This window comes from Streptomyces sp. SAI-135 (assembly GCF_029893805.1).
Lineage (GTDB): Bacteria > Actinomycetota > Actinomycetes > Streptomycetales > Streptomycetaceae > Streptomyces.
Genome location: NZ_JARXYP010000002.1, coordinates 5933668 through 5945892, shown reverse-complemented (window position 1 = coordinate 5945892; position 12225 = coordinate 5933668). Strand labels below are relative to the sequence as shown.

Below are 12225 nucleotides of genomic sequence, written 5' to 3'. Positions count from 1 at the left end.
CCGAACAGGAGGGGTGAACTGACCTGTGGAAATCTCCGCCGCGGGACGCCTCGTCGTCCGTATCTCCGCAGCTGACGTGGGCAAACGGGTATCCGTACGGTGCCTGGACGAAACCGGCGTCACCGGGGAGAAGTTCACCGACACGGTGGGTGTTCTCACATCATGGGACGACGGTGTGCTGATGATCACGCGGCGGGACGGCGAGAGCGTCCGCATCGCGGAATCCACGCTGGTCGCGGGCAAGGTCGTGCCCGCCGCACCGGCCCGCCGCCGGGGACCCGCCGCCTCCTACGAGGAGCTGGCCCGGATCTCCGCGCGCGGCTGGCGGCCCCTCGAGAGCGAGCGGCTCGGCGAGTGGGAGCTGCGCGCCGCCGCCGGCTTCACCCGCCGCGCCAACTCCGTCCTGCCGCTCGGTGATCCCGGCCTGCCGCTCGACGAGGCCCTGGCCGCCGTACGACGGTGGTACGGCGAGCGCGGTCTGCCCGCGTACGTCCAGACCGCGACCGGCGCCGCGGGCACCCAGGAGGTGCTGTGCGCGCAGCTGGAGGCGCGCGGGTGGACGCGGGAGGTGACGGCGCAGTTGTGGACCGGGGCGCTGGCACCGGTCGCGGACCGGCCCGGTGAGGGCGTGGTGCTGTCCCGGGAGGCCGACGCGGACTGGCTGGCGCGCTACCAGCGCAAGGGGGTGAGCGAGGTGGCGCTGCGGGTGCTCGGGAGCGGGCCGTCGGTGTGGTTCGCCACCGTCCCGGGCGAGGACGCTCCGGCCGCGATCGGGCGCTGTGTCGTGGACGGCCGCTGGGCCGGGTTCGCCGCGGTCGAGGTGGATCCCGCCCTACGGCGCCGGGGGCTGGCCTCGACCGTGATGGCGGCTCTGGCCCGGCGGGCCCTCGACGAGGGGGCGTCGGCCGCGTGGCTCCAGGTCGAGTCGGACAACGCCGGTGCGCGGGCCCTGTACGAGCGGCTGGGGTTCGCCCCGCACCACGCCTACCACCACTACCGCGAGCCGGACCCCTCCGGCGGAACGCGGTAGTAGCGATCGCCGCGAAAGGGCACGAGCCAGCTATGCGTCCCCCGTTTCCCCCACCGCCCGAACGTTCCGCCGAGCTGCGGAGGCGGTTCGCCGAAGAGGCGCGGTCCGAGCGGCCCGACCTGTCCGCGCTGTGCCTGCTCGTGGGCGCGCAGGCGGACGCGGCGCTGGACGAGGCCGGCATCGACGCGGCCCAGATCGAACTCGACGCGCTGGCCGGGCAGTTGCCGTTCCGGCCGGGCGGACCGCGGTCGTGGGCGGTGTCGCTGAGGGAACTGCTGGGCGACCGCTGGGGGTTTCGTGGCTCCGCGGCGGACTACCAGCGGCTGGAGTCCTCGCTGCTGCACGAGGTGCTGGTGCGGCGCCGCGGGTTGCCGATCCTGTTGTCGGTGGTGTGGATGGAGGTGGCCCGGCGGGCGGGGGCGCCGGTGTACGGGGTGGCCCTGCCGGGGCACTTCGTGGTCGGGTTCGGGCCGCCGGAGGAGCAGGTGCTGGCCGATCCCTTCGACGGGGGGCGGGTCCTGGCGGGGGCGGACGCGGAGCTGCTGGTGGCGGGGGCCACGGGGGGCTCACTGGAGCCGTCGATGCTGGCGCCCGCGCAGACCCTGGACGTCGTGCAGCGGATCCTCAACAACGTCCGCGCGTGGGCCGCGGCCCGGCCGGAGCGGTCGGATGTAGGGCTGTGGGCCGTGGATTTGGCCCTGCTGTTGCCCTCGCACCCGGCGCGACTGCGGTACGAGCGGGCGCAGTTGCTCGTCCAGCGGGGTGACTTCGTCGAGGGGGCCGGGGAGTTGGAGGCGTATGCGGGGGTGGTGGCTGCGGTTGACGAAACGGCTGCGGCTCGGATTCGGCGGCAGGCTCATTCCGCGCGAGCGATGTTGAACTGACGGCCATGGGCGTCTGCGGGTGCGTCGTGGCTGGTCGCGCCCGCGCGGCGGGGCCGCACATTAATACAGCCCCGCGCCCCTGGGTCCGCTGCCCTGGACGGCGATCAAAGCCACCCCTTCTCATGCGCGATCCTCACCGCCTCCGCCCTGTTCCGTACCGCCAGTTTCTGGATCGCCGTGGAGAGGTAGTTGCGGACCGTGCCCTGGGAGAGGTGGAGGGTCTGCGCCAGCTCGGCGTTCGTGGAGCCGTCGGCCGCCGCCCTGAGGACCTCCCGCTCACGGTCCGTCAGCGGGTTCGCGCCCTCCGCCAGGGCCGCCGCCGCGAGGGTGGGGTCGATGACCCGCTCCCCCGCCAGCACCTTCCGTACCGCTGCGGCCAGTTGGGCCGCGGGGGCGTCCTTGACCAGGAAGGCGTCGGCGCCCGACTCCATCGCGCTGCGCAGGTAACCGGGGCGGCCGAAGGTCGTGAGGATGACCAGCTTGACCGCCGGGAGTTCCCGGTGGAGCAGGGCCGCCGCCTCTATGCCCGTCGCGCCCGGCATCTCGATGTCCATGAGGGCCACGTCGACGTCGTGGGCGCGAGCCGCCGCCAGGACCTCGTCGCCGCGGGCCACCTGGGCGACGACCTCGATGTCGTCCTCCAGACCGAGCAGGGCGGCCAGGGCCTCGCGGACCATCGACTGGTCCTCGGCGAGCAGGACCTTGATCGTGCGGCTCGTCATGAGGCGGATCCTACGTCGGCCGCGGAACCGGCCGGGACGCGGGCGACCAGCCGGAAGCCGTGCCGGGTGCCGGTGGCCTCCAGGGTGCCGCCGGCCTTCTCCAGGCGTTCGGTGAGTCCGCTGAGGCCGTTGCCGGGAGCGGTGCCCGCGCCGCCCGAGCCGTCGTCCTCGACGGTGAGTTCGAGCCGCGGCCCGTCGAGGGTCTGGCGGTGCAGCAGCTCCACCGTGCAACCGCGGGCGCCGCTGTGCCGTACCACGTTGGTGACCGCCTCGCGCAGCGCCCAGGCCAGGGCCGACTCGCTCTCCTCGGGCACGCCGGTGAGGTCGGGTTCGGCGGGCAGGGTGGCGGTGACCCCGGCGGCCGCCAACGCGACCTGGGCACCGGCGAGTTCCGCGGCCAAGCGGGCGCGCCGGTAGCCGGAGACGGCTTCGCGGACGTCCACCAGGGCCTGTCGGCTGACCTGTTCGATGTCGGCGACCTGCTGGGCCGCCTTGTCGGGGTGGGCCGGGAGCATCCGGCCCGCCAGCTCGCTCTTCAGGGTGATGAGGGACAGGGAGTGGCCGAGCAGGTCGTGCAGGTCCCTGGCCAGGCGCAGCCGCTCCTCGTTCGCGGCGAGCTGGGCGACCCGGGCCCGCGCCTCCCGCAACTCGATGGTCGTGCGGACGAGTTCGCGCACGCCGGTCATCGCGAACCCGCCCAGCAGGGCCGGGATGAGCAGCGCGCCGATGTACTCCGTGCCGTCGGCGACGACCAGGGCGAGGGCCGCCATCAGGGCGGACGCGGCCGGGATCGTCCAGCGGGCGAGCCGCAGCGGCAGGGCCGCGCCGGAGGCGATCGAGACGTACACGAAGAGGACGAGCCACTCGCGGCCCAGGGTGAGGACGAGCAGGGCCGACTCGGCCGAGAGGACCGCGAGGGAGACGAGCACGAACTCCTGGGCGTTGCGGCGGCCGGTCCGGAACAGCAGGGCCAGGTACCAGGCGACGAAGCCCGCGAGGCCGAGCCAGCCGAGGACGACCGCCGCGGCTCCGTGGCCGCCGTGCAGGAGGTCCGAGACGGGTGCGCTCAGATAGACCAGCCAGATGCCCGTCCACAGCATCTTGACCATCATCTGCTTGCGGGTCTCCGGGCGCTGCCCGATCCCCACGCCGGTGCCGCTCACGCCTTCAACGTGTCCTTCCGGTACAGCCAGGCCGCGCCGCCCGCGAACAGGGCGAAGGAGACGGCCAGGACGGCGATGTCCTGTGCGTGCGGGGCGCGGCTCTGTTCGATGGCCCGCCCGAGGGCAGCGTACGCGTGCGTGGGCAGCCACTCGGCGATGTCCTGGAGCCACTGCGGGAAGGTCGTCGTGGGCATCCACAGGCCGCCCAGGATCGACAGGCCGAAGTAGCTGATCATCGTGATGGGGCGGACCGCGTCCCCGGTGGCGAGGTAGCCGATGGCGACGCCGAGCGCGGCGAAGACGAGGCTCCCGGCCCAGATCGCGCCGGTGAGGGCGAGCCACTGCCAGGCCTCCAGGCGTACGTCCTTCACGACCGCGGCCACGACGAACACCACCACGATCGAGGGCAGGCTCACCACGGCCGCGCTCGCCGTCTTGGCGAGGACATACCCGCGCCCCGGCAGGGCGGTCAGCCTCAACTGCCGGACCCAACCGCCCTCCCGCTCCTTCGCGATGCGCTCACTGTTGCCCATCAGGACGGCGGTCAGGGCGCCGAAGGAGGCCATCGAGACCATCATGTAGGTCGCGACCGTCAGGCCGGTGCCGTCGACCTCGTCGGTGGCCCCGGAGCTGCCCGCGATGATCAGGAACAGCAGCGACGGGTACAGCACGGAGAAGAGCAGGAACTTGCGGTTGCGCAGGGCGCGGACGAGTTCCAGCTTGATCAGCCCTCGCGAAGCAGAGGTGTTCAGCATGACTGCTTGGCCTCCTCGGCCTCGGTGATGGCGACGAAGGCCTGCTCCAGGCCGAGCCCGGCGACTTCCAGGTTGCGGGGGTGGACGCCGAGGCCGTAGAGGGCGTGGACGGTCGCGTCGGCGTCGGTGGACTGGATGCGGACGGTCCGGCCGGACACGTCGATGACGCTCAGGAACGGCAGACCGCGCAGGAGTGCCTCGTCGATCGTGCCCTCCAGGTCGAAGGAGATCCGGCGGGCGCCCGCCTTGGCCTTGATCTCGGCGGCGGTGCCGTCGGCCACCAGGCGGCCCCGGTGCAGGACCAGCACCCGGTCGGCGATGGCGTCGGCCTCTTCGAGGTAATGGGTGGCGAAGAGGACCGTACGGCCCTGGTCGGCCTGTTCGCGCATGGTGGCCCAGAAAGCCTGGCGGGTGGTGACGTCCATGCCGGTGGTCGGCTCGTCCAGGACGATCAGGTCGCTGTCGCCTGCGGTCGCGAGGGCGAAGCGGACCCGCTGGGCCTGGCCCCCGGAGAGCTTGTCGACCTTGCGGTCGGCGATCTGGGCGACGCCCGCACGGGCCAGCACCTCGGAGGGCCGGTACGGCTTCGGGTGCAGGTCGCAGGCGAGCCGGACCAGTTCGGCGACCGTGACCTCGTCCATCAGGCCGCCGCTCTGGAGCATCGCGCCCACCCGCCCGGCGACGATCGCCCCACGCGGGGTGGCGCCGAAGAGCCGGACGCCACCGGTGTCGGGCCGCTTCAGGCCGAGCAGCAGATCGAGGGTGGTCGACTTGCCGGCGCCGTTGGGACCGAGCAGCGCCACGGTCTCCCCCGGACGCAGCGTCAGGGTCAGTCCGTCGACGGCCCGTACCTCGCCGTATGCCTTGCTCACCTGGTCGAACGCGACCACCGGGGCTGTCGTTGTCATACGGCCATGGTGGCTTCGCGGGTGTGGCGACGGGCAGTGTCGGCCGTCCGGAGTGCCGCATGACAGATGTCATGCCGGGCGGCACTCCGGCGCGGTTCTGCGCTCCCTCGTGGCGGCTCAGCTCGGGTTCGTGTCGATGACGACGATGCGATCCGCCGGCGTCTTGCCGCGCAGCGCCTTGCCCAGTGCGGAGGCGACATCCTGCGGCAGGACGTCACGCTTGCCGCTCGCGCCGTCGATCTGCACACCGTCGAAGGTGGTGCCGTACGCCTCCTTGAGCGCTTCGAGGTTGTACGTCTCCACGAGCTTGCCGCCGACCGCCTTGAAGCCGAGGATCTTCGGCAGGGACACCGAGCCGAAGTCGATGCTGTGCGTCGCGTCGGTCTTGATGGTGACGCGTTCCGACATCGCGGGCTCCGCGAACTCCTTCATCACCCGGTCGACCTCGGCGTTCGAGACCGTCGGCTGCTTGGTGGTGGTGGGCAGCGTCACCTTGCCCGCGGTGCCGGTCTCCACCTGGACGCGGTACGCCTCCTCGACCGCGGCGGTCGACCTGGCGACGTCGATGCCCTTGCCGGCCTTGCCGTACACGGCGACGGCCTTGCCGTTCTGGAACTTGATCGTGCCGTCGGTCGCCGAGCCGGCGCCGCCCGAGGCGTCCTCCAGGGCCGCCTGGAGCTTCTCCTCGTCGACCGGCATGACGGGGTCGACGACCCGGTGGTTGCCGAAGAGGGAGCCGATCACGGAGACCGGGTTGTAGTCGCTCTTGGCGGCCGCGGCGACCGTGGCCTGCTCGTCGAGCTGGAGTCCGGCCTGGTCCGGCTTGAGGGAGACGGTGTCGCCGCCGACCGACAGCTTCAGTGCCTCGTTCACTCGGTCGCCGAGGGAGTCGTCGAGCTTCTTGACGGCGTCGTCGCGGGTGCCGCCGCCGATGTCCACGCCGAGCACGGTGGTGCCCTTGGGCACGTCGGAGCGGTTCATCAGCAGACCGGCGCCGTAGGCACCGACGCCGAGGAGGACCACGGTGCCGCCGACCATCGCCAGCTTGCTGCGGCCCTTCTTTTTCTTCTTCTTCGACGCGGCGGCCGGGGCCTCCTGCGACGAGGTGTCGGGCAGCTTCGGGGGCGTGCGGCCCTCGGTGGCCTGGCCGAAGGGGGCGTTCTGGGCGCCCGACGGGACGACCGGCATGCCGCTGGTGACGGTGTGCCCGGAGACGTTGTCCGGGGTGCCGTAGCCGCCGGGAGCACCCGGTCCGGGGGCCGGCTTCTGCGGGGTGAGGATCGCGGTGTCGTCGCTGAGGCCGCCACCGGGGCCCAGACCGGCACCGGGAGCACCGCCGGGGGCGGAGGCGCCGGGGCCGCCCAGACGTCCGGGGGTGCCGGGGCCGCCTTGAGCGGACGGACCGGGCTGACCGGGGCGGCCGCCGGGGCCGCCCTGGCCGCCGAAGCTGTCGGGGCCGTTGAAGGACTCACCGCTGAAGGACTCGTGCCTGGCGAAGGGGTCCGGTCCGGCCGGCGGCACGACCGGGCCGTCGCCGGTGACCGGGCCGCCGGTCGGGCCCGCGGGCCCCTGGGATCCGCCCGGGCCGCCGGGGCCCTGGGGGCCGCCGAAGCCGCCGCCGTAGTCGATCCGGCCGCCCTGGCCGCCGTAGTCGATCTGGCCGTTCTGCCCGCCCTGTCCGCCGGGGGCGCCGGGGCCGCCCTGCGCGCCGAAGCCGCTCTGACCGTTCTGAGCGGTGGAGCCGGCGGGGCCGCCGAAGCCGCCCTGGCCGTTCAGGCCGCCCTGGCCGTTCAGGCCGCCCTGGCCGTTCAGGCCGCCCTGGCCGTTCAGGCCGTCCTGGCCGTTCAGGCCGTCCTGTGCGTTCGGGCCGTCCTGACCACCCTGGCCGGAGAAACCGCCCTGGCCGTTGTCGGCGGCCTGGGAACCCGGGCCGTTGCCGTTCTCGGCGAAGTACGGAAGCTCGTCGCGGCGGGGTTCGCTGCCGCGCTGGCCGCCGTTGAGCGCCTCGGTGACGTCGAAGGAGCCGGTGCCACCGCCGTGGCCCGGAGCCACCGGGCCGCCCGTGGCACCCGGCAGCCCGGCGCCGTGGGTGGCGCCGGAACGGGAACCGCCCGGCACGCTCATGGAACCGACCACTCCGCCGGGACGCCCGGCACCGGGGCGCGCACCGCCGGACGGAGCCGCGCCGGAACCGCCGTGCCGGGGACCGGCCGCGGCGGGACCGCCCGCACCCGTGCCCGAACCGCCCGGCAGACCGGCCCCGTTGGTGGCGCCGCCGCCCTGAGTGGGCTTGGCGGGGCCGGACTTGCGGGGCGCGAACCAGTCGCTCGCCTTCTCCTCGGCGGCCGGCGCGGCGGGATCGGCGGGCAGTTCGACCGTGCCGGTGGTCGAGGAGGGACTCGGCGCCGGCGCCTCGGTCTCGGGACCGCTGTCGCCGGAACTCTCCGTCTCCGCGACGGGCTGACGCACGACGACCGGCGGAATGGGCCGCGAACCGGGGATGTTGATCCGGATCCGGGTGGTCAGCGTGGTCTCGGTCTTGCGCTCCTCCGGCTGCGTGGCCGAACGGCCCGCGTCCGGACCGCCGTCGGAAGCCATCGGCGTCCCGTACGGCGGCGTGCCCGAGGGGTAGGCGGCTCCGCCGCGCCCGTTGGGCCCGGAGGACGGACTGTCAGTTTCACGACTCAAGGCAGGTTCTCCCGGTTGGCTCCGCCGCCCGTTTCGACCTCACTGCTTCGGGCGTCGGCGGCGCGCACCACCATACTGGCCACTTCTGGCCTGTATCCCACGACCGCCGGGGAAACCCACACGGGACTCGCACGCGCGCGATGCGGAAAAGTGGTACGTCACTTGCCAAGTCGGACGGCGTCGCCGCCCGGTTGCCGCCCCTGCCCAAGGGTGGCGCAGATCACAGCAACAGCCATCCCGCCGAGCAGGAAGAGATAGGAGCCGCTTCCCGCCGCGAAGACGAAGTCGCCCTCCGGCCGGCTGGTGGTGAGAAAGATGACGGCGACCATCCAGCCGCCGGCCGGCGCGACGGCTCCGGCGCGGCTGCCGGCGGCACGGGCCCCGCCGAGCAGCAGCCCGGCCTCACCGAGCAGCGCGAGCAGCAGCCCGCCCGGGAACCAGCCCCCCTGCACCAGTGCCCCGGCGAGCCCCACCACCGCTCCGAGCACGAACAGGCCGAGGTAGGCGGCGGCCCGTCCGGCGGAGGGACGCTGGAGGGGCTGGGCAAGCATCGACGTACGGTCGCTCATGACGCGCCCTCGATCCCGGAGAACAGGTCGGTCTCCCTGGTGTTGCCGTGTTCCCCTCTCACCAGTTCGTAGTACTCGGTGGTGAAGAGAGGCTGGGCGAGTTCGTTGGAGAGCGCGAAGTAGGCACCGGACACGGCGATCTGGGTCGCGTGCGCGGCCATCGCGGCGCTCTTGGCGGCGGCGTACGCGGTGCCGTCGATCTCGGTGGTGATCCGGTCGTCGTCCACCACACCCGGTACGTCGTCGAGGACGGCTGCCTTGGTGAAGGGGAGGCCGGGCAGGTCGGTGCGGAGCCGGGTGAAGGCCTGCTCGCCGATCGCGCGCGGTACGCGGTTCCAGTAGACCTTCGGGATCCGCCACCCGGCGCCGGCGGCGAGCTCGACGGCGCGCATGGCGACACGGTGGGCCTGGATGTGGTCGGGGTGGCCGTACCCGCCGTGGTCGTCGTAGGTGACGAGGACCTGGGGGCGTGCCCGAAGGATCACCTCGACGAGATGCCCGGCCGCCTCGTCGACGTCGGCCCGCCAGAAGCAGTGCGGGTTGTCGTTGTCGGCGGTGCCCATCATTCCGGAGTCCTGGTACCGGCCGCGGCCGCCGAGGAAGCCGAAGTCCTCCACGCCGAGCCGGTCCATGGCCGCGGCCAGCTCGCGCTCGCGCTCCTCGGCGAGGGCGTCGCCGGTCAGGTGCCGGAGCTGCGGCGGGATGACCTCGCCACGCTCGCCGAGGGTGCAGGTGACCAGGGTCACCCGGGCTCCCCCGGCCGCGTACCTGGCCATGGTCGCGCCGTTGTTGATCGACTCGTCGTCCGGGTGCGCGTGCACCAGGAGAAGACGCCGAGCGGGCTGTTCCGTCATGGCCCCCAGCCTACGAGGAGCCACCGACAGTCCCGCTCAGCCGGTGTCAGAACTTGATACTGCCGATCATGCCCGCGATGTTGGTCGTCAGCTCGCTGATCGTCGGGGCGATCGAGGAAGCGGCGAGATAGAAGCCGAGCAGGATGCACACGACCGCATGACCGCCCTTCAAGCCCGACTTCTTGATCAGCAAGAAGACGATGATCGCCAGCAGCACCACCGCCGAAATCGAGAGTGCCACGGCGGCTCACCTCCAAAGAACCCAGGGACGTGGGGGGTCGGACGGGAACGGAACTATGGGGGCAGATAAATCCATACAGCAGCCAGCGGATTCATACCCACTATGCGGTAGTGATCATAACTATCCGGGCCTGCGCATCCGTCGGCGCACGGCCGCACAAGGGGGCGCATGGCCAATATGGTCGGGGCATGACGACCGAGCCTGACTCCTTTCCCCGCCGGCATGCCCGTACCCAGCGCTTCACGCTCGGCGCGCCGCGCGCGTTCACGGTGGCGCCCGACGGATCGCGTGTCGTGTTCCTGCGCTCGAACTCCGGCACGAACCCGGCCAATTCACTGTGGGTGCTCGACACGGCGGACGGCGGGGAGCGCGTGGCCGCCGACCCGCGCGCCCTCCTGGGCGGCACCGAGGAACGCCTCTCGCCCGAGGAGCGGGCGCGCCGCGAGCGCAGCCGCGAGGGCGGTGCCGGCATCGTGGGCTACGCCACCGACGCGGCCGTCGAGTTGGCCTCTTTCGCCTTGTCAGGGCGGCTTTTCACAGCGGAGCTGCGGGCCGGGACGGCACGTGAACTGGCTGTCCCCGGGCCGGTGATCGACCCCCGCCCGGCTCCCGACGGACGGCACGTCGCGTACGTCGCCCGGGGTGCGGTGCGGGTCGTCGGGGCCGAGGGCGAGGACGACCGGGCGCTCGCCGCTCCGGAGTCGGATCACGTCACCTACGGCCTGGCGGAGTTCGTGGCGGCCGAGGAGATGGGCCGGTCACGCGGCTTCTGGTGGTCGCCGGAGTCGGACCGGCTGCTGATCGCGCGCGTGGACGACACGCCGGTGCGACGCTGGTGGATCTCCGATCCGGCCCACCCGGAGCGTGATCCACAACACGTCCCGTACCCGGCCGCGGGCACCTCCAACGCGGACGTACGGCTGTTCGTGATCGCGTTGGACGGGACGCGCACGGAGGTCTCCTGGGACCGGCGGCGCTATCCGTATCTGGCCCATGTGCACTGGTCAGCGGCGGGCGCCCCGCTGCTGCTCGTACAGGCGCGCGACCAGCGCAGTCAGCTGTATCTGGCGGTGGACCCGGAGTCCGGCGCGACCCGGATGGTGCACGCGGACGAAGATCCAACTTGGCTGGATCTTTTCCCCGGGGTCCCCTGCTGGAGCCCTTCGGGGCAGCTCGTGCGGATCGCCGACGAGGGCGGGGCGCGGGTGCTCGCGGTCGGGGAACGAGTGCTGACCGGACCGCAGTTGCACGTCCGGGCGGTGCTGGACGTCGCCCGGGACGACGTGCTGGTCTCGGCGTCGGCCGGCGCGGAGGCGGAGTCCCCGGAGACCGGCGAGGTGCACGTCTACCGGGTGAACGAGCTCGGAGTGGAGCGACTGTCACAGGAGCCGGGCGTGCACTCGGCGGTGCGCGCCGGGGGCGTGACCGTGCTGGTCTCGGCGACCCTCGACCGGCCGGGCGCCCGCGCGCGGGTACTGCGCGACGGCAAGGAGACGGCGACTGTCCTGTCGTATGCGGAAGATCCCGGTTTGACCCCGCGCGTGACGCTCATCGAGGGGGGCGCACGGAAGATCCCGTGCGCCGTGCTTATGCCGCAGGACTACGCCGGTGACAGCCCCCTTCCGGTTTTGCTGGACCCTTACGGGGGTCCGCACGGTCAGCGGGTGCTCGCGGCGCACAACCCGCACCTGACCTCGCAGTGGTTCGCCGACCAGGGTTTCGCGGTGGTCGTGGCCGACGGCCGGGGCACCCCGGGACGCTCCCCCGCCTGGGAGAAGGCGGTCCGGGACGAGCTCGCGGCAGTGGTCCTCCAGGACCAGGTCGACGCGCTCCAGGCGCTCGCCGGGGACTTCCCCCTGGACCTCTCCCGGGTCGCGATCCGCGGCTGGTCCTTCGGCGGCTACCTGGCCGCCCTCGCGGTGCTGCGCCGCCCGGACGTCTTCCACGCGGCCGTGGTCGGCGCCCCGGTCACCGACCTGCGCCTGTACGACACCCACTACCAGGAGCGCTACCTCGGCCACCCGGACGAGCAGCCGGAGGTGTACCGGCGCAACTCGCTGATCGACGACGGGGGTCTGGTCGACGCGGCCGGGCCGCACCGCCCGATGATGATCATTCACGGCCTGGCGGACGACAACGTGGTGGTCGCCCACTCCCTGCGGCTGTCCTCGGCCCTGCTGGCCGCGGGCCGCCCGCACGAGGTGCTGCCGCTGTCCGGGGTGACCCACATGACCCCGCAGGAGGAGGTCGCCGAGAACCTGCTGCGGCTTCAGCTCGACTTCCTGAAGCGGTCGTTGGGCCTGGCGTAGGCACGGCAACGGGCCGGAGCGACATGGCGCGCTCCGGCCCGTTTACGGCACCCGCACGGCCGTACGTTCCTCAGACTGACGCGTCCGTATATCGGAACCGGG

11 protein-coding genes are annotated in these 12225 nt (G+C 72.8%); 3 read left to right on the top strand and 8 right to left on the bottom strand.

The annotated features are described in order from the left end of the window. The first annotated feature begins 25 nt into the window (after positions 1 to 25). Together M2163_RS31550 and M2163_RS31545 are read left to right on the top strand one after the other, a co-directional pair. Complete coding sequence (locus M2163_RS31550) at positions 26 to 1030, top strand: GNAT family N-acetyltransferase (protein WP_280895673.1); 1005 nt, start codon at positions 26 to 28, stop codon at positions 1028 to 1030. Positions 1031 to 1062: 32 nt separating this feature from the next. Continuing rightward, positions 1063 to 1914 carry a transglutaminase-like domain-containing protein gene (locus M2163_RS31545; protein WP_280895672.1) on the top strand — a complete coding sequence of 284 codons (852 nt, stop codon included), beginning with the start codon at positions 1063 to 1065 and terminating at the stop codon, positions 1912 to 1914. Positions 1915 to 2018: 104 nt separating this feature from the next. Here M2163_RS31545 and M2163_RS31540 read toward each other — a convergent pair whose 3' ends face one another. From M2163_RS31540 to M2163_RS31505, 8 genes are all read right to left on the bottom strand, one after another. Further along, entirely contained in the window at positions 2019 to 2636 is a 618-nt protein-coding gene (locus M2163_RS31540; RefSeq protein ID WP_280849501.1) for a response regulator transcription factor, read from the bottom strand. Continuing rightward, entirely contained in the window at positions 2633 to 3799 is a 1167-nt protein-coding gene (locus M2163_RS31535) for a histidine kinase (protein ID WP_280849502.1), read from the bottom strand. Before M2163_RS31535 ends, M2163_RS31540 begins: the two co-directional genes overlap by 4 nt. Then, positions 3796 to 4554 carry an ABC transporter permease gene (locus M2163_RS31530; RefSeq protein WP_280895671.1) on the bottom strand — a complete coding sequence of 253 codons (759 nt, stop codon included), beginning with the start codon at positions 4552 to 4554 and terminating at the stop codon, positions 3796 to 3798. Before M2163_RS31530 ends, M2163_RS31535 begins: the two co-directional genes overlap by 4 nt. Further along, complete coding sequence (locus M2163_RS31525; protein WP_280895670.1) at positions 4548 to 5462, bottom strand: ABC transporter ATP-binding protein; 915 nt, start codon at positions 5460 to 5462, stop codon at positions 4548 to 4550. The genes M2163_RS31530 and M2163_RS31525 overlap by 7 nt, the downstream gene beginning before the upstream one ends. Before the next feature lie 117 nt (positions 5463 to 5579). After that, positions 5580 to 8060, bottom strand: coding sequence for a hypothetical protein (locus tag M2163_RS31520; protein WP_280895669.1), 2481 nt, complete (start codon positions 8058 to 8060; stop codon positions 5580 to 5582). Positions 8061 to 8308: 248 nt separating this feature from the next. Further along, the gene (locus tag M2163_RS31515; protein WP_280895668.1) at positions 8309 to 8719 is read right to left on the bottom strand and encodes a DUF6113 family protein; all 411 of its coding nucleotides are present in this window, start codon (positions 8717 to 8719) and stop codon (positions 8309 to 8311) included. Continuing rightward, positions 8716 to 9573: an N-acetyl-1-D-myo-inositol-2-amino-2-deoxy-alpha-D-glucopyranoside deacetylase gene (gene mshB / locus M2163_RS31510; RefSeq protein ID WP_280895667.1), complete on the bottom strand. Its 858-nt coding sequence runs from the start codon at positions 9571 to 9573 to the stop codon at positions 8716 to 8718. Before mshB ends, M2163_RS31515 begins: the two co-directional genes overlap by 4 nt. 46 nt (positions 9574 to 9619) lie before the next feature. Next, complete coding sequence (locus M2163_RS31505) at positions 9620 to 9814, bottom strand: hypothetical protein (RefSeq protein ID WP_031041890.1); 195 nt, start codon at positions 9812 to 9814, stop codon at positions 9620 to 9622. A 188-nt stretch (positions 9815 to 10002) separates the two neighbouring features. Between M2163_RS31505 and M2163_RS31500 the strand changes: the two genes are divergently transcribed. Continuing rightward, positions 10003 to 12123 carry a prolyl oligopeptidase family serine peptidase gene (locus M2163_RS31500; RefSeq protein ID WP_280895666.1) on the top strand — a complete coding sequence of 707 codons (2121 nt, stop codon included), beginning with the start codon at positions 10003 to 10005 and terminating at the stop codon, positions 12121 to 12123. Positions 12124 to 12225: the final 102 nt, after the last annotated feature.

Bases quoted from the DNA above. Each gene is read 5' to 3' on its own strand.
- M2163_RS31545 (WP_280895672.1), top strand. From the start codon at position 1,063: ATGCGTCCCCCGTTTCCCCCACCGCCCGAACGTTCCGCCGAGCTGCGG.
- M2163_RS31540 (WP_280849501.1), bottom strand. From the start codon at position 2,636: ATGACGAGCCGCACGATCAAGGTCCTGCTCGCCGAGGACCAGTCGATG.
- M2163_RS31530 (WP_280895671.1), bottom strand. From the start codon at position 4,554: ATGCTGAACACCTCTGCTTCGCGAGGGCTGATCAAGCTGGAACTCGTC.
- M2163_RS31525 (WP_280895670.1), bottom strand. From the start codon at position 5,462: ATGACAACGACAGCCCCGGTGGTCGCGTTCGACCAGGTGAGCAAGGCA.
- M2163_RS31520 (WP_280895669.1), bottom strand. From the start codon at position 8,060: ATGGCTTCCGACGGCGGTCCGGACGCGGGCCGTTCGGCCACGCAGCCG.
- M2163_RS31515 (WP_280895668.1), bottom strand. From the start codon at position 8,719: ATGAGCGACCGTACGTCGATGCTTGCCCAGCCCCTCCAGCGTCCCTCC.
- mshB (WP_280895667.1), bottom strand. From the start codon at position 9,573: ATGACGGAACAGCCCGCTCGGCGTCTTCTCCTGGTGCACGCGCACCCG.
- M2163_RS31500 (WP_280895666.1), top strand. From the start codon at position 10,003: ATGACGACCGAGCCTGACTCCTTTCCCCGCCGGCATGCCCGTACCCAG.